The 21,136-nt window shown below is 52.0% G+C and carries 1 protein-coding gene (only partly in view); it reads left to right on the plus strand.

The window, feature by feature from the left end; all coding sequences use genetic code 11:
- Window positions 1–21,136 carry the 5' portion of a Calx-beta domain-containing protein gene (locus THMIRH_RS00560; protein ID WP_173289729.1) on the plus strand. Its footprint extends 7,487 nt past the window's final position, so only the first 21,136 of its 28,623 coding nucleotides appear in the window; its start codon is at window positions 1–3; its stop codon lies off the right edge, out of view.

A 21,136-nucleotide genomic window follows, 5' to 3' on the forward strand; every position in this document is an offset into this window, starting at 1 on the left:
ATGTTGCCAAATTTACCCCATATCGCAATCGGAAAAGTTATTGAAGTCACAGGCTATGTACAAGCCATAGATGTTAATGGTGTGCCAAGAGTTTTAAGCGTTGGAGATACCGTTTATTCTTTTGAAAGGATAGTGACTTCTGACAAGGGTTCGATTTTAATTGATATCGGTTTAGAAGGCGCTGACAACGTAACCCAGCTAGCACTTGGCAAAGATACCAGCATGATTCTGGATGATGATGTCATTCCAGGTTTGTCTTCCTTAGACAGCGCAACCCAAGATTCCGCAGTGGATGTAGCCTCCATACAAGAAGCCGTTTTAAAAGGCCTTTTCGATAGCATGGAAAAAACAGAGGCGGGGGGAGAAAATGCAGAGTCTTCTTTGTCAACTGACCTAGATTTTATACAAACCGGAGCGACTGGTGAAGTTACTGCGGGTTATGACACATCTGCAGAGTTTGAATCGCGTTCTTATACAAGGGATTTCGAAGGCTTTAGATCTGCACAGTTTGCCATTTCACCTAATTCACCTTTTTTTGGTTTTCAGTTTCCCGGTACACCGGTAACCCCTTCACCAGTAACCCCTACACCAGTAACACCTACACCGGTAACACCTACGCCAGTAACACCTACACCGGTAACACCTACACCGGTAACACCTACACCGGTAACACCTACACCGGTAACACCTACACCGGTAACACCTACGCCAGTAACACCTACGCCTCCGACTGTTGAAAACCCCGTCAATTTAGCGCGCTTTACAGATAATTTTGTAAACGGTGTTGAATATACAACCAGTTCAGGATTGACCGGTTTAACAGGAGATTCTGGTGTTGCGGGTGAGTTCAAATTTAGAGATGGCGATACCATTACCTTCAAAGTGGGCGATGTTATTGTCGGTGTATTTAGCGCAGATGTTGTTAAAGGGGATTTACTGTTCTTGCAAGATATTGCGGGTACTGAGCTTTCTGATAACAACTCCATGTATGTTGAAAACATGGCGATTTTCCTACAAGCCATTGATAGTGATCTAAAAGATAGCACGCCTGACGATGGCATTTTGCAAACCAATAGTTTGGTGGATGTCGATTCTAGCTATGGCACTAATATCAATATTACTCAAGAAATGCGTGATGCGTTTACAGGTTATTTAGACCCAACAACGGGTGAGCCATTAAATATTGCGAACTCTGATAAAGAAATGATTTCTTTGGTGTTGGATAGTGTCAATATTGAATTTACACGTGAATCCGAGGGTGAAGTTGAAGTGGGTTCCGGCAACAGTGGTAATGTGTTCGAAAGCATTGCTATGCAACATGTTGCAGATACCATTCAAGATTTGGCAGGTGATAGAACGCCCGCTGAAGCTGATGCCCGATTGGCTGATGAATTAGAAGTGCCAGGTGGTGTTGTTGAATATAACTTTCAAGAAATCCAAAGCATGGATGTTCCTCAAATCACGTTTGATGCCAGAGATTTGCTACAGGGTGCGGTAGGTCAGCAGGTATTTGATGGCAATTTAATCGTTAAAAATGTCACTTTGGCGGCAGGTTTTGAAGATATCGGCGAGTTAGTCAGTTTAGGTGATGACAAATACGCAATTAATCTGCGTGATGATATTACGCCTTATGATTTGGAAGGCTTATCTTTAAATTATCGTGTACAAGACTGGACAGTTTACCGCGATGTCACTTCAACAACCCTAGATACTCATAAAGCCCACTTGTCTGCTGAAATTGAAAATGTGGTCGAAGACGCAGGCTATTCACAGTTTACGGTCAAAAGCACGTTAGCGTTTGATAGTGATCAACAGCTAACCGTTAAGTTTTCTCCGGAAACTGCTGGGTCAAACTTCGCAGAATACTCCGATGATTTTATGGTTCCGCTGGAATATTCAAACGATGGTGGTGTGACTTGGAATACCATGAATATCGTCGATACCTATACACGTGACGATTACGATAAACCGCTTCCTGTATTCAGTTTTACCCTTGCCGCCAACACCACTGATGTTGTGATTCGTATCCCGATTTTTGATGACCCATACAACGAAGACCCTGCTGGCAGTATCGATCCGCTTACGGGTCAAGGCATGGAAGTCATTGATATGTTGGTTGAGGGTGATAATTTCTATGCTGAAAAACTACAACCTGGCATTATTGATAACGATCCAAGTTCTGATAAACCTGTTGTTGAAGTTGATTTTGCAGTAGTCAATGAGGCAGATGGTTTTGCAGTTATAACGTTTAGTCTGGTTGATTCAGATAAAAATCCAATTACATTCAATGAAGATATTGTTGTTGATTATCAAACGGGTGATTTAAGCGCGGTTGCAGGACAAGATTATACCGCTTTGAGTGGTTCTATCACGATTCCAGCAGGTCAAGGATCTGTGCAGTTATCCATTCCAATTATTGATGATAACTTGGTTGAAACCCTAGAGTTTTTAAAACTCAGCTTAACCTCTGTTTCAGACAATGCCGTTCTAGGGGACCCAGAAGCATCAGTTCGTATTTACGACAACGACGGTATCAATATCTCTGGAGAAACAAACCCCGAAGGAAACAATGTTGTATTTACGGTTACCTTAAGTGAGGGGATTGATTCGTCCGCAATACTAAAATTAAGCCCAACCAACTCTGGCGCAACAGCGACAAAAGATGTTGATTTCGACTCAAGCACTTTAAAAGCCTTCTATATTGATGGCAATAACAATGAAGTCGTTCTAACAACCACGGCTGGTCAAGGTTTCTCTGTGCCTGATGGTGTTACGCAATTTTTTGTTACATATGAAAGTATTGATGACAGCATAATTGAACTTGACGAAACTGTGCGTATGCAGGTTTTCGCTGAGCTAGCAGATGGTACTGATCGTTTAGCGATTGGTACGGCAACGATTACTAATAATGATTTCCCAGAATTCAACATGGGCACAGACTTCGTAGTAGATGAAGCCGCAGGCACCATTAGCTTCACCGTCACCAAAACCGGCGACACCACCCAAGCCTCAACAGTCGACTTCACGACAGTCGACGGCACAGCGCTTGCCGGCACTGACTACACCGCCCAAAGTGGCACACTGAGTTTTGCCGCGGGAGAAACCAGCAAAACCATCACAGTTGCCATCACCAATGACGCGGTCTTTGAAGGTGCAGAAAACTTCAAAGTCCAAATCAGCAACCCAAGCAACGCCACCATCGGTGACAACGACCAAGTCGCGACCATCAAAGACGACGGCAGTACAGGCATCACAGATGACGACCGTCCAGAATTCAACATGGGCACAGACTTCGTAGTAGATGAAGCCGCAGGCACCATTAGCTTCACCGTCACCAAAACCGGCGACACCACCCAAGCCTCAACAGTCGACTTCACGACAGTCGACGGCACAGCGCTTGCCGGCACTGACTACACCGCCCAAAGTGGCACACTGAGTTTTGCCGCGGGAGAAACCAGCAAAACCATCACAGTTGCCATCACCAATGACGCGGTCTTTGAAGGTGCAGAAAACTTCAAAGTCCAAATCAGCAACCCAAGCAACGCCACCATCGGTGACAACGACCAAGTCGCGACCATCAAAGACGACGGCAGTACAGGCATCACAGATGACGACCGTCCAGAATTCAACATGGGCACAGACTTCGTAGTAGATGAAGCCGCAGGCACCATTAGCTTCACCGTCACCAAAACCGGCGACACCACCCAAGCCTCAACAGTCGACTTCACGACAGTCGACGGCACAGCGCTTGCCGGCACTGACTACACCGCCCAAAGTGGCACACTGAGTTTTGCCGCGGGAGAAACCAGCAAAACCATCACAGTTGCCATCACCAATGACGCGGTCTTTGAAGGTGCAGAAAACTTCAAAGTCCAAATCAGCAACCCAAGCAACGCCACCATCGGTGACAACGACCAAGTCGCGACCATCAAAGACGACGGCAGTACAGGCATCACAGATGACGACCGTCCAGAATTCAACATGGGCACAGACTTCGTAGTAGATGAAGCCGCAGGCACCATTAGCTTCACCGTCACCAAAACCGGCGACACCACCCAAGCCTCAACAGTCGACTTCACGACAGTCGACGGCACAGCGCTTGCCGGCACTGACTACACCGCCCAAAGTGGCACACTGAGTTTTGCCGCGGGAGAAACCAGCAAAACCATCACAGTTGCCATCACCAATGACGCGGTCTTTGAAGGTGCAGAAAACTTCAAAGTCCAAATCAGCAACCCAAGCAACGCCACCATCGGTGACAACGACCAAGTCGCGACCATCAAAGACGACGGCAGTACAGGCATCACAGATGACGACCGTCCAGAATTCAACATGGGCACAGACTTCGTAGTAGATGAAGCCGCAGGCACCATTAGCTTCACCGTCACCAAAACCGGCGACACCACCCAAGCCTCAACAGTCGACTTCACGACAGTCGACGGCACAGCGCTTGCCGGCACTGACTACACCGCCCAAAGTGGCACACTGAGTTTTGCCGCGGGAGAAACCAGCAAAACCATCACAGTTGCCATCACCAATGACGCGGTCTTTGAAGGTGCAGAAAACTTCAAAGTCCAAATCAGCAACCCAAGCAACGCCACCATCGGTGACAACGACCAAGTCGCGACCATCAAAGACGACGGCAGTACAGGCATCACAGATGACGACCGTCCAGAATTCAACATGGGCACAGACTTCGTAGTAGATGAAGCCGCAGGCACCATTAGCTTCACCGTCACCAAAACCGGCGACACCACCCAAGCCTCAACAGTCGACTTCACGACAGTCGACGGCACAGCGCTTGCCGGCACTGACTACACCGCCCAAAGTGGCACACTGAGTTTTGCCGCGGGAGAAACCAGCAAAACCATCACAGTTGCCATCACCAATGACGCGGTCTTTGAAGGTGCAGAAAACTTCAAAGTCCAAATCAGCAACCCAAGCAACGCCACCATCGGTGACAACGACCAAGTCGCGACCATCAAAGACGACGGCAGTACAGGCATCACAGATGACGACCGTCCAGAATTCAACATGGGCACAGACTTCGTAGTAGATGAAGCCGCAGGCACCATTAGCTTCACCGTCACCAAAACCGGCGACACCACCCAAGCCTCAACAGTCGACTTCACGACAGTCGACGGCACAGCGCTTGCCGGCACTGACTACACCGCCCAAAGTGGCACACTGAGTTTTGCCGCGGGAGAAACCAGCAAAACCATCACAGTTGCCATCACCAATGACGCGGTCTTTGAAGGTGCAGAAAACTTCAAAGTCCAAATCAGCAACCCAAGCAACGCCACCATCGGTGACAACGACCAAGTCGCGACCATCAAAGACGACGGCAGTACAGGCATCACAGATGACGACCGTCCAGAATTCAACATGGGCACAGACTTCGTAGTAGATGAAGCCGCAGGCACCATTAGCTTCACCGTCACCAAAACCGGCGACACCACCCAAGCCTCAACAGTCGACTTCACGACAGTCGACGGCACAGCGCTTGCCGGCACTGACTACACCGCCCAAAGTGGCACACTGAGTTTTGCCGCGGGAGAAACCAGCAAAACCATCACAGTTGCCATCACCAATGACGCGGTCTTTGAAGGTGCAGAAAACTTCAAAGTCCAAATCAGCAACCCAAGCAACGCCACCATCGGTGACAACGACCAAGTCGCGACCATCAAAGACGACGGCAGTACAGGCATCACAGATGACGACCGTCCAGAATTCAACATGGGCACAGACTTCGTAGTAGATGAAGCCGCAGGCACCATTAGCTTCACCGTCACCAAAACCGGCGACACCACCCAAGCCTCAACAGTCGACTTCACGACAGTCGACGGCACAGCGCTTGCCGGCACTGACTACACCGCCCAAAGTGGCACACTGAGTTTTGCCGCGGGAGAAACCAGCAAAACCATCACAGTTGCCATCACCAATGACGCGGTCTTTGAAGGTGCAGAAAACTTCAAAGTCCAAATCAGCAACCCAAGCAACGCCACCATCGGTGACAACGACCAAGTCGCGACCATCAAAGACGACGGCAGTACAGGCATCACAGATGACGACCGTCCAGAATTCAACATGGGCACAGACTTCGTAGTAGATGAAGCCGCAGGCACCATTAGCTTCACCGTCACCAAAACCGGCGACACCACCCAAGCCTCAACAGTCGACTTCACGACAGTCGACGGCACAGCGCTTGCCGGCACTGACTACACCGCCCAAAGTGGCACACTGAGTTTTGCCGCGGGAGAAACCAGCAAAACCATCACAGTTGCCATCACCAATGACGCGGTCTTTGAAGGTGCAGAAAACTTCAAAGTCCAAATCAGCAACCCAAGCAACGCCACCATCGGTGACAACGACCAAGTCGCGACCATCAAAGACGACGGCAGTACAGGCATCACAGATGACGACCGTCCAGAATTCAACATGGGCACAGACTTCGTAGTAGATGAAGCCGCAGGCACCATTAGCTTCACCGTCACCAAAACCGGCGACACCACCCAAGCCTCAACAGTCGACTTCACGACAGTCGACGGCACAGCGCTTGCCGGCACTGACTACACCGCCCAAAGTGGCACACTGAGTTTTGCCGCGGGAGAAACCAGCAAAACCATCACAGTTGCCATCACCAATGACGCGGTCTTTGAAGGTGCAGAAAACTTCAAAGTCCAAATCAGCAACCCAAGCAACGCCACCATCGGTGACAACGACCAAGTCGCGACCATCAAAGACGACGGCAGTACAGGCATCACAGATGACGACCGTCCAGAATTCAACATGGGCACAGACTTCGTAGTAGATGAAGCCGCAGGCACCATTAGCTTCACCGTCACCAAAACCGGCGACACCACCCAAGCCTCAACAGTCGACTTCACGACAGTCGACGGCACAGCGCTTGCCGGCACTGACTACACCGCCCAAAGTGGCACACTGAGTTTTGCCGCGGGAGAAACCAGCAAAACCATCACAGTTGCCATCACCAATGACGCGGTCTTTGAAGGTGCAGAAAACTTCAAAGTCCAAATCAGCAACCCAAGCAACGCCACCATCGGTGACAACGACCAAGTCGCGACCATCAAAGACGACGGCAGTACAGGCATCACAGATGACGACCGTCCAGAATTCAACATGGGCACAGACTTCGTAGTAGATGAAGCCGCAGGCACCATTAGCTTCACCGTCACCAAAACCGGCGACACCACCCAAGCCTCAACAGTCGACTTCACGACAGTCGACGGCACAGCGCTTGCCGGCACTGACTACACCGCCCAAAGTGGCACACTGAGTTTTGCCGCGGGAGAAACCAGCAAAACCATCACAGTTGCCATCACCAATGACGCGGTCTTTGAAGGTGCAGAAAACTTCAAAGTCCAAATCAGCAACCCAAGCAACGCCACCATCGGTGACAACGACCAAGTCGCGACCATCAAAGACGACGGCAGTACAGGCATCACAGATGACGACCGTCCAGAATTCAACATGGGCACAGACTTCGTAGTAGATGAAGCCGCAGGCACCATTAGCTTCACCGTCACCAAAACCGGCGACACCACCCAAGCCTCAACAGTCGACTTCACGACAGTCGACGGCACAGCGCTTGCCGGCACTGACTACACCGCCCAAAGTGGCACACTGAGTTTTGCCGCGGGAGAAACCAGCAAAACCATCACAGTTGCCATCACCAATGACGCGGTCTTTGAAGGTGCAGAAAACTTCAAAGTCCAAATCAGCAACCCAAGCAACGCCACCATCGGTGACAACGACCAAGTCGCGACCATCAAAGACGACGGCAGTACAGGCATCACAGATGACGACCGTCCAGAATTCAACATGGGCACAGACTTCGTAGTAGATGAAGCCGCAGGCACCATTAGCTTCACCGTCACCAAAACCGGCGACACCACCCAAGCCTCAACAGTCGACTTCACGACAGTCGACGGCACAGCGCTTGCCGGCACTGACTACACCGCCCAAAGTGGCACACTGAGTTTTGCCGCGGGAGAAACCAGCAAAACCATCACAGTTGCCATCACCAATGACGCGGTCTTTGAAGGTGCAGAAAACTTCAAAGTCCAAATCAGCAACCCAAGCAACGCCACCATCGGTGACAACGACCAAGTCGCGACCATCAAAGACGACGGCAGTACAGGCATCACAGATGACGACCGTCCAGAATTCAACATGGGCACAGACTTCGTAGTAGATGAAGCCGCAGGCACCATTAGCTTCACCGTCACCAAAACCGGCGACACCACCCAAGCCTCAACAGTCGACTTCACGACAGTCGACGGCACAGCGCTTGCCGGCACTGACTACACCGCCCAAAGTGGCACACTGAGTTTTGCCGCGGGAGAAACCAGCAAAACCATCACAGTTGCCATCACCAATGACGCGGTCTTTGAAGGTGCAGAAAACTTCAAAGTCCAAATCAGCAACCCAAGCAACGCCACCATCGGTGACAACGACCAAGTCGCGACCATCAAAGACGACGGCAGTACAGGCATCACAGATGACGACCGTCCAGAATTCAACATGGGCACAGACTTCGTAGTAGATGAAGCCGCAGGCACCATTAGCTTCACCGTCACCAAAACCGGCGACACCACCCAAGCCTCAACAGTCGACTTCACGACAGTCGACGGCACAGCGCTTGCCGGCACTGACTACACCGCCCAAAGTGGCACACTGAGTTTTGCCGCGGGAGAAACCAGCAAAACCATCACAGTTGCCATCACCAATGACGCGGTCTTTGAAGGTGCAGAAAACTTCAAAGTCCAAATCAGCAACCCAAGCAACGCCACCATCGGTGACAACGACCAAGTCGCGACCATCAAAGACGACGGCAGTACAGGCATCACAGATGACGACCGTCCAGAATTCAACATGGGCACAGACTTCGTAGTAGATGAAGCCGCAGGCACCATTAGCTTCACCGTCACCAAAACCGGCGACACCACCCAAGCCTCAACAGTCGACTTCACGACAGTCGACGGCACAGCGCTTGCCGGCACTGACTACACCGCCCAAAGTGGCACACTGAGTTTTGCCGCGGGAGAAACCAGCAAAACCATCACAGTTGCCATCACCAATGACGCGGTCTTTGAAGGTGCAGAAAACTTCAAAGTCCAAATCAGCAACCCAAGCAACGCCACCATCGGTGACAACGACCAAGTCGCGACCATCAAAGACGACGGCAGTACAGGCATCACAGATGACGACCGTCCAGAATTCAACATGGGCACAGACTTCGTAGTAGATGAAGCCGCAGGCACCATTAGCTTCACCGTCACCAAAACCGGCGACACCACCCAAGCCTCAACAGTCGACTTCACGACAGTCGACGGCACAGCGCTTGCCGGCACTGACTACACCGCCCAAAGTGGCACACTGAGTTTTGCCGCGGGAGAAACCAGCAAAACCATCACAGTTGCCATCACCAATGACGCGGTCTTTGAAGGTGCAGAAAACTTCAAAGTCCAAATCAGCAACCCAAGCAACGCCACCATCGGTGACAACGACCAAGTCGCGACCATCAAAGACGACGGCAGTACAGGCATCACAGATGACGACCGTCCAGAATTCAACATGGGCACAGACTTCGTAGTAGATGAAGCCGCAGGCACCATTAGCTTCACCGTCACCAAAACCGGCGACACCACCCAAGCCTCAACAGTCGACTTCACGACAGTCGACGGCACAGCGCTTGCCGGCACTGACTACACCGCCCAAAGTGGCACACTGAGTTTTGCCGCGGGAGAAACCAGCAAAACCATCACAGTTGCCATCACCAATGACGCGGTCTTTGAAGGTGCAGAAAACTTCAAAGTCCAAATCAGCAACCCAAGCAACGCCACCATCGGTGACAACGACCAAGTCGCGACCATCAAAGACGACGGCAGTACAGGCATCACAGATGACGACCGTCCAGAATTCAACATGGGCACAGACTTCGTAGTAGATGAAGCCGCAGGCACCATTAGCTTCACCGTCACCAAAACCGGCGACACCACCCAAGCCTCAACAGTCGACTTCACGACAGTCGACGGCACAGCGCTTGCCGGCACTGACTACACCGCCCAAAGTGGCACACTGAGTTTTGCCGCGGGAGAAACCAGCAAAACCATCACAGTTGCCATCACCAATGACGCGGTCTTTGAAGGTGCAGAAAACTTCAAAGTCCAAATCAGCAACCCAAGCAACGCCACCATCGGTGACAACGACCAAGTCGCGACCATCAAAGACGACGGCAGTACAGGCATCACAGATGACGACCGTCCAGAATTCAACATGGGCACAGACTTCGTAGTAGATGAAGCCGCAGGCACCATTAGCTTCACCGTCACCAAAACCGGCGACACCACCCAAGCCTCAACAGTCGACTTCACGACAGTCGACGGCACAGCGCTTGCCGGCACTGACTACACCGCCCAAAGTGGCACACTGAGTTTTGCCGCGGGAGAAACCAGCAAAACCATCACAGTTGCCATCACCAATGACGCGGTCTTTGAAGGTGCAGAAAACTTCAAAGTCCAAATCAGCAACCCAAGCAACGCCACCATCGGTGACAACGACCAAGTCGCGACCATCAAAGACGACGGCAGTACAGGCATCACAGATGACGACCGTCCAGAATTCAACATGGGCACAGACTTCGTAGTAGATGAAGCCGCAGGCACCATTAGCTTCACCGTCACCAAAACCGGCGACACCACCCAAGCCTCAACAGTCGACTTCACGACAGTCGACGGCACAGCGCTTGCCGGCACTGACTACACCGCCCAAAGTGGCACACTGAGTTTTGCCGCGGGAGAAACCAGCAAAACCATCACAGTTGCCATCACCAATGACGCGGTCTTTGAAGGTGCAGAAAACTTCAAAGTCCAAATCAGCAACCCAAGCAACGCCACCATCGGTGACAACGACCAAGTCGCGACCATCAAAGACGACGGCAGTACAGGCATCACAGATGACGACCGTCCAGAATTCAACATGGGCACAGACTTCGTAGTAGATGAAGCCGCAGGCACCATTAGCTTCACCGTCACCAAAACCGGCGACACCACCCAAGCCTCAACAGTCGACTTCACGACAGTCGACGGCACAGCGCTTGCCGGCACTGACTACACCGCCCAAAGTGGCACACTGAGTTTTGCCGCGGGAGAAACCAGCAAAACCATCACAGTTGCCATCACCAATGACGCGGTCTTTGAAGGTGCAGAAAACTTCAAAGTCCAAATCAGCAACCCAAGCAACGCCACCATCGGTGACAACGACCAAGTCGCGACCATCAAAGACGACGGCAGTACAGGCATCACAGATGACGACCGTCCAGAATTCAACATGGGCACAGACTTCGTAGTAGATGAAGCCGCAGGCACCATTAGCTTCACCGTCACCAAAACCGGCGACACCACCCAAGCCTCAACAGTCGACTTCACGACAGTCGACGGCACAGCGCTTGCCGGCACTGACTACACCGCCCAAAGTGGCACACTGAGTTTTGCCGCGGGAGAAACCAGCAAAACCATCACAGTTGCCATCACCAATGACGCGGTCTTTGAAGGTGCAGAAAACTTCAAAGTCCAAATCAGCAACCCAAGCAACGCCACCATCGGTGACAACGACCAAGTCGCGACCATCAAAGACGACGGCAGTACAGGCATCACAGATGACGACCGTCCAGAATTCAACATGGGCACAGACTTCGTAGTAGATGAAGCCGCAGGCACCATTAGCTTCACCGTCACCAAAACCGGCGACACCACCCAAGCCTCAACAGTCGACTTCACGACAGTCGACGGCACAGCGCTTGCCGGCACTGACTACACCGCCCAAAGTGGCACACTGAGTTTTGCCGCGGGAGAAACCAGCAAAACCATCACAGTTGCCATCACCAATGACGCGGTCTTTGAAGGTGCAGAAAACTTCAAAGTCCAAATCAGCAACCCAAGCAACGCCACCATCGGTGACAACGACCAAGTCGCGACCATCAAAGACGACGGCAGTACAGGCATCACAGATGACGACCGTCCAGAATTCAACATGGGCACAGACTTCGTAGTAGATGAAGCCGCAGGCACCATTAGCTTCACCGTCACCAAAACCGGCGACACCACCCAAGCCTCAACAGTCGACTTCACGACAGTCGACGGCACAGCGCTTGCCGGCACTGACTACACCGCCCAAAGTGGCACACTGAGTTTTGCCGCGGGAGAAACCAGCAAAACCATCACAGTTGCCATCACCAATGACGCGGTCTTTGAAGGTGCAGAAAACTTCAAAGTCCAAATCAGCAACCCAAGCAACGCCACCATCGGTGACAACGACCAAGTCGCGACCATCAAAGACGACGGCAGTACAGGCATCACAGATGACGACCGTCCAGAATTCAACATGGGCACAGACTTCGTAGTAGATGAAGCCGCAGGCACCATTAGCTTCACCGTCACCAAAACCGGCGACACCACCCAAGCCTCAACAGTCGACTTCACGACAGTCGACGGCACAGCGCTTGCCGGCACTGACTACACCGCCCAAAGTGGCACACTGAGTTTTGCCGCGGGAGAAACCAGCAAAACCATCACAGTTGCCATCACCAATGACGCGGTCTTTGAAGGTGCAGAAAACTTCAAAGTCCAAATCAGCAACCCAAGCAACGCCACCATCGGTGACAACGACCAAGTCGCGACCATCAAAGACGACGGCAGTACAGGCATCACAGATGACGACCGTCCAGAATTCAACATGGGCACAGACTTCGTAGTAGATGAAGCCGCAGGCACCATTAGCTTCACCGTCACCAAAACCGGCGACACCACCCAAGCCTCAACAGTCGACTTCACGACAGTCGACGGCACAGCGCTTGCCGGCACTGACTACACCGCCCAAAGTGGCACACTGAGTTTTGCCGCGGGAGAAACCAGCAAAACCATCACAGTTGCCATCACCAATGACGCGGTCTTTGAAGGTGCAGAAAACTTCAAAGTCCAAATCAGCAACCCAAGCAACGCCACCATCGGTGACAACGACCAAGTCGCGACCATCAAAGACGACGGCAGTACAGGCATCACAGATGACGACCGTCCAGAATTCAACATGGGCACAGACTTCGTAGTAGATGAAGCCGCAGGCACCATTAGCTTCACCGTCACCAAAACCGGCGACACCACCCAAGCCTCAACAGTCGACTTCACGACAGTCGACGGCACAGCGCTTGCCGGCACTGACTACACCGCCCAAAGTGGCACACTGAGTTTTGCCGCGGGAGAAACCAGCAAAACCATCACAGTTGCCATCACCAATGACGCGGTCTTTGAAGGTGCAGAAAACTTCAAAGTCCAAATCAGCAACCCAAGCAACGCCACCATCGGTGACAACGACCAAGTCGCGACCATCAAAGACGACGGCAGTACAGGCATCACAGATGACGACCGTCCAGAATTCAACATGGGCACAGACTTCGTAGTAGATGAAGCCGCAGGCACCATTAGCTTCACCGTCACCAAAACCGGCGACACCACCCAAGCCTCAACAGTCGACTTCACGACAGTCGACGGCACAGCGCTTGCCGGCACTGACTACACCGCCCAAAGTGGCACACTGAGTTTTGCCGCGGGAGAAACCAGCAAAACCATCACAGTTGCCATCACCAATGACGCGGTCTTTGAAGGTGCAGAAAACTTCAAAGTCCAAATCAGCAACCCAAGCAACGCCACCATCGGTGACAACGACCAAGTCGCGACCATCAAAGACGACGGCAGTACAGGCATCACAGATGACGACCGTCCAGAATTCAACATGGGCACAGACTTCGTAGTAGATGAAGCCGCAGGCACCATTAGCTTCACCGTCACCAAAACCGGCGACACCACCCAAGCCTCAACAGTCGACTTCACGACAGTCGACGGCACAGCGCTTGCCGGCACTGACTACACCGCCCAAAGTGGCACACTGAGTTTTGCCGCGGGAGAAACCAGCAAAACCATCACAGTTGCCATCACCAATGACGCGGTCTTTGAAGGTGCAGAAAACTTCAAAGTCCAAATCAGCAACCCAAGCAACGCCACCATCGGTGACAACGACCAAGTCGCGACCATCAAAGACGACGGCAGTACAGGCATCACAGATGACGACCGTCCAGAATTCAACATGGGCACAGACTTCGTAGTAGATGAAGCCGCAGGCACCATTAGCTTCACCGTCACCAAAACCGGCGACACCACCCAAGCCTCAACAGTCGACTTCACGACAGTCGACGGCACAGCGCTTGCCGGCACTGACTACACCGCCCAAAGTGGCACACTGAGTTTTGCCGCGGGAGAAACCAGCAAAACCATCACAGTTGCCATCACCAATGACGCGGTCTTTGAAGGTGCAGAAAACTTCAAAGTCCAAATCAGCAACCCAAGCAACGCCACCATCGGTGACAACGACCAAGTCGCGACCATCAAAGACGACGGCAGTACAGGCATCACAGATGACGACCGTCCAGAATTCAACATGGGCACAGACTTCGTAGTAGATGAAGCCGCAGGCACCATTAGCTTCACCGTCACCAAAACCGGCGACACCACCCAAGCCTCAACAGTCGACTTCACGACAGTCGACGGCACAGCGCTTGCCGGCACTGACTACACCGCCCAAAGTGGCACACTGAGTTTTGCCGCGGGAGAAACCAGCAAAACCATCACAGTTGCCATCACCAATGACGCGGTCTTTGAAGGTGCAGAAAACTTCAAAGTCCAAATCAGCAACCCAAGCAACGCCACCATCGGTGACAACGACCAAGTCGCGACCATCAAAGACGACGGCAGTACAGGCATCACAGATGACGACCGTCCAGAATTCAACATGGGCACAGACTTCGTAGTAGATGAAGCCGCAGGCACCATTAGCTTCACCGTCACCAAAACCGGCGACACCACCCAAGCCTCAACAGTCGACTTCACGACAGTCGACGGCACAGCGCTTGCCGGCACTGACTACACCGCCCAAAGTGGCACACTGAGTTTTGCCGCGGGAGAAACCAGCAAAACCATCACAGTTGCCATCACCAATGACGCGGTCTTTGAAGGTGCAGAAAACTTCAAAGTCCAAATCAGCAACCCAAGCAACGCCACCATCGGTGACAACGACCAAGTCGCGACCATCAAAGACGACGGCAGTACAGGCATCACAGATGACGACCGTCCAGAATTCAACATGGGCACAGACTTCGTAGTAGATGAAGCCGCAGGCACCATTAGCTTCACCGTCACCAAAACCGGCGACACCACCCAAGCCTCAACAGTCGACTTCACGACAGTCGACGGCACAGCGCTTGCCGGCACTGACTACACCGCCCAAAGTGGCACACTGAGTTTTGCCGCGGGAGAAACCAGCAAAACCATCACAGTTGCCATCACCAATGACGCGGTCTTTGAAGGTGCAGAAAACTTCAAAGTCCAAATCAGCAACCCAAGCAACGCCACCATCGGTGACAACGACCAAGTCGCGACCATCAAAGACGACGGCAGTACAGGCATCACAGATGACGACCGTCCAGAATTCAACATGGGCACAGACTTCGTAGTAGATGAAGCCGCAGGCACCATTAGCTTCACCGTCACCAAAACCGGCGACACCACCCAAGCCTCAACAGTCGACTTCACGACAGTCGACGGCACAGCGCTTGCCGGCACTGACTACACCGCCCAAAGTGGCACACTGAGTTTTGCCGCGGGAGAAACCAGCAAAACCATCACAGTTGCCATCACCAATGACGCGGTCTTTGAAGGTGCAGAAAACTTCAAAGTCCAAATCAGCAACCCAAGCAACGCCACCATCGGTGACAACGACCAAGTCGCGACCATCAAAGACGACGGCAGTACAGGCATCACAGATGACGACCGTCCAGAATTCAACATGGGCACAGACTTCGTAGTAGATGAAGCCGCAGGCACCATTAGCTTCACCGTCACCAAAACCGGCGACACCACCCAAGCCTCAACAGTCGACTTCACGACAGTCGACGGCACAGCGCTTGCCGGCACTGACTACACCGCCCAAAGTGGCACACTGAGTTTTGCCGCGGGAGAAACCAGCAAAACCATCACAGTTGCCATCACCAATGACGCGGTCTTTGAAGGTGCAGAAAACTTCAAAGTCCAAATCAGCAACCCAAGCAACGCCACCATCGGTGACAACGACCAAGTCGCGACCATCAAAGACGACGGCAGTACAGGCATCACAGATGACGACCGTCCAGAATTCAACATGGGCACAGACTTCGTAGTAGATGAAGCCGCAGGCACCATTAGCTTCACCGTCACCAAAACCGGCGACACCACCCAAGCCTCAACAGTCGACTTCACGACAGTCGACGGCACAGCGCTTGCCGGCACTGACTACACCGCCCAAAGTGGCACACTGAGTTTTGCCGCGGGAGAAACCAGCAAAACCATCACAGTTGCCATCACCAATGACGCGGTCTTTGAAGGTGCAGAAAACTTCAAAGTCCAAATCAGCAACCCAAGCAACGCCACCATCGGTGACAACGACCAAGTCGCGACCATCAAAGACGACGGCAGTACAGGCATCACAGATGACGACCGTCCAGAATTCAACATGGGCACAGACTTCGTAGTAGATGAAGCCGCAGGCACCATTAGCTTCACCGTCACCAAAACCGGCGACACCACCCAAGCCTCAACAGTCGACTTCACGACAGTCGACGGCACAGCGCTTGCCGGCACTGACTACACCGCCCAAAGTGGCACACTGAGTTTTGCCGCGGGAGAAACCAGCAAAACCATCACAGTTGCCATCACCAATGACGCGGTCTTTGAAGGTGCAGAAAACTTCAAAGTCCAAATCAGCAACCCAAGCAACGCCACCATCGGTGACAACGACCAAGTCGCGACCATCAAAGACGACGGCAGTACAGGCATCACAGATGACGACCGTCCAGAATTCAACATGGGCACAGACTTCGTAGTAGATGAAGCCGCAGGCACCATTAGCTTCACCGTCACCAAAACCGGCGACACCACCCAAGCCTCAACAGTCGACTTCACGACAGTCGACGGCACAGCGCTTGCCGGCACTGACTACACCGCCCAAAGTGGCACACTGAGTTTTGCCGCGGGAGAAACCAGCAAAACCATCACAGTTGCCATCACCAATGACGCGGTCTTTGAAGGTGCAGAAAACTTCAAAGTCCAAATCAGCAACCCAAGCAACGCCACCATCGGTGACAACGACCAAGTCGCGACCATCAAAGACGACGGCAGTACAGGCATCACAGATGACGACCGTCCAGAATTCAACATGGGCACAGACTTCGTAGTAGATGAAGCCGCAGGCACCATTAGCTTCACCGTCACCAAAACCGGCGACACCACCCAAGCCTCAACAGTCGACTTCACGACAGTCGACGGCACAGCGCTTGCCGGCACTGACTACACCGCCCAAAGTGGCACACTGAGTTTTGCCGCGGGAGAAACCAGCAAAACCATCACAGTTGCCATCACCAATGACGCGGTCTTTGAAGGTGCAGAAAACTTCAAAGTCCAAATCAGCAACCCAAGCAACGCCACCATCGGTGACAACGACCAAGTCGCGACCATCAAAGACGACGGCAGTACAGGCATCACAGATGACGACCGTCCAGAATTCAACATGGGCACAGACTTCGTAGTAGATGAAGCCGCAGGCACCATTAGCTTCACCGTCACCAAAACCGGCGACACCACCCAAGCCTCAACAGTCGACTTCACGACAGTCGACGGCACAGCGCTTGCCGGCACTGACTACACCGCCCAAAGTGGCACACTGAGTTTTGCCGCGGGAGAAACCAGCAAAACCATCACAGTTGCCATCACCAATGACGCGGTCTTTGAAGGTGCAGAAAACTTCAAAGTCCAAATCAGCAACCCAAGCAACGCCACCATCGGTGACAACGACCAAGTCGCGACCATCAAAGACGACGGCAGTACAGGCATCACAGATGACGACCGTCCAGAATTCAACATGGGCACAGACTTCGTAGTAGATGAAGCCGCAGGCACCATTAGCTTCACCGTCACCAAAACCGGCGACACCACCCAAGCCTCAACAGTCGACTTCACGACAGTCGACGGCACAGCGCTTGCCGGCACTGACTACACCGCCCAAAGTGGCACACTGAGTTTTGCCGCGGGAGAAACCAGCAAAACCATCACAGTTGCCATCACCAATGACGCGGTCTTTGAAGGTGCAGAAAACTTCAAAGTCCAAATCAGCAACCCAAGCAACGCCACCATCGGTGACAACGACCAAGTCGCGACCATCAAAGACGACGGCAGTACAGGCATCACAGATGACGACCGTCCAGAATTCAACATGGGCACAGACTTCGTAGTAGATGAAGCCGCAGGCACCATTAGCTTCACCGTCACCAAAACCGGCGACACCACCCAAGCCTCAACAGTCGACTTCACGACAGTCGACGGCACAGCGCTTGCCGGCACTGACTACACCGCCCAAAGTGGCACACTGAGTTTTGCCGCGGGAGAAACCAGCAAAACCATCACAGTTGCCATCACCAATGACGCGGTCTTTGAAGGTGCAGAAAACTTCAAAGTCCAAATCAGCAACCCAAGCAACGCCACCATCGGTGACAACGACCAAGTCGCGACCATCAAAGACGACGGCAGTACAGGCATCACAGATGACGACCGTCCAGAATTCAACATGGGCACAGACTTCGTAGTAGATGAAGCCGCAGGCACCATTAGCTTCACCGTCACCAAAACCGGCGACACCACCCAAGCCTCAACAGTCGACTTCACGACAGTCGACGGCACAGCGCTTGCCGGCACTGACTACACCGCCCAAAGTGGCACACTGAGTTTTGCCGCGGGAGAAACCAGCAAAACCATCACAGTTGCCATCACCAATGACGCGGTCTTTGAAGGTGCAGAAAACTTCAAAGTCCAAATCAGCAACCCAAGCAACGCCACCATCGGTGACAACGACCAAGTCGCGACCATCAAAGACGACGGCAGTACAGGCATCACAGATGACGACCGTCCAGAATTCAACATGGGCACAGACTTCGTAGTAGATGAAGCCGCAGGCACCATTAGCTTCACCGTCACCAAAACCGGCGACACCACCCAAGCCTCAACAGTCGACTTCACGACAGTCGACGGCACAGCGCTTGCCGGCACTGACTACACCGCCCAAAGTGGCACACTGAGTTTTGCCGCGGGAGAAACCAGCAAAACCATCACAGTTGCCATCACCAATGACGCGGTCTTTGAAGGTGCAGAAAACTTCAAAGTCCAAATCAGCAACCCAAGCAACGCCACCATCGGTGACAACGACCAAGTCGCGACCATCAAAGACGACGGCAGTATCTCCGACGACGACACAGTCAGCGTCACCACGGTGGGAGCAGCGACAGAAACCGAAGGCAGCGACTTAACGCACACAGTCACCATGAGTGGCGTAGCGGACAGCGCAAAAACCTACAGCTTCAATGTTACCGATATCACCGCGACGGCCGGCAGTGACTACACAGCCACCCCAAGCTTCAGCAATGGCGTAACTTACGATGCACTCAGCGGTCAGATTACAGTCCCAGCAAATGTTAGTAGCTTCACAGTGACCTTCCCAGGGCTTGCGGATGCGCTTGATGAAAGTGATGAAACCTACAGCCTCACGATCGGAGGAGTCAGCGGCACAGGAACGATTACGGATGACGACAATGCACCTGTTGCGAATGATGATCCTTCAACGGCACCTTATTATGTTGAAGTTGGTAATGTTTCAAGCTCTATTTATGACTATACATGGACAAATACAGGGACGGCAAATTGGAATAACACCGACAGTAATGATTCAACAGTTAAAGTTACGGCGTTTGACAGCCAAGGCAATGCGGTTTCAGTGTCAACAACTAGTAATGTTGTTTTAGGAACAGGTTCGTCAAGCACTGTTGTTAGCAATGGTAATGAAAGTTTTGAGTTAGGAGTAGCGGGTTCTCCTAGAGGAGATGATGATTGGCCAGCAGAGCAAATTGAATATCATGCTGGAACGCAAACTTCCGAAGCTCTAGTTTTCCAATTTAGCGGTTATATGAATGAGGCCACTGTTAAAGTCAGTCACTTAATTGGAAACGAAGGTGGTGGTGAAAAAGGACAATGGATTGCTATGTTAGATGGCACGGTTGTTGCCACAGAGATATTTGCTTCTGACACAGTTGTTATAAACACGGGTAATTTTGTGTTTAACGAATTGCGTTTTGAGGCGCTTCCATACACGCTTCAAACCGGAACAGGCGATAGTGATGCTTCTGATTATTTTATCCAGTCTATTCAAGGCAGTGGTCCTGCAAATGCAAACAGTGATTATTCGACGACAGAAGATGCAACTTTAGTTATTGACACTGAATCATTTGGAGTTCTAAAAAATGATTCTGATGCAGATAACGATGCTGTTAATGTTATTAAAGTAAACGGTCAAGTGGTGAATGACGGTGCAACGGTAACTTTAGCAAGTGGTGCTTTGCTAACGATTCATTCAAATGGGACATTTGATTACAACCCAAATGGACAGTTCAATAGCTTAGCTGCAGGCCAAGTGGATCAAGATAGTTTTACTTATCAAATACAAGATATTCATGGTAATACCCTTAATACAGCAAATGGAGAAGGCCCTAATAGTGATCTGGACAGTGTAGCGACGGCAACGATTACCATTATAGGTAAAGGCGAACCTTATCAACCCGCAACACCTAATATTGCACCCGTAGCGGTAGATGACAGCATCAACGCCACCGAAGACAGCGTGTATACCTCAACGATAGACTTAGATGCAAATGACACAGACCTAGATGGCGACAACCTAAGTGTCGTGGCAGGCACCTTCACCACCACTCAAGGCGGCACCTTAGTGCTAGCAGCCGATGGCAGCTACACTTACACACCCGCGCTCAACTTCAATGGGGTAGACACAGTTGACTACACAGTCACAGATGGATCTCTAACAGATGTAGGCACCTTAACCATCAATGTAGGCGCCGTGAACGACGCACCCGTAGCGGTGGATGACAGCATCAACGCCACCGAAGATAGCGTGTATACCTCAACGATAGACTTAG

Source organism: Thiosulfativibrio zosterae, from assembly GCF_011398155.1.
GTDB lineage: Bacteria > Pseudomonadota > Gammaproteobacteria > Thiomicrospirales > Thiomicrospiraceae > Thiosulfativibrio > Thiosulfativibrio zosterae.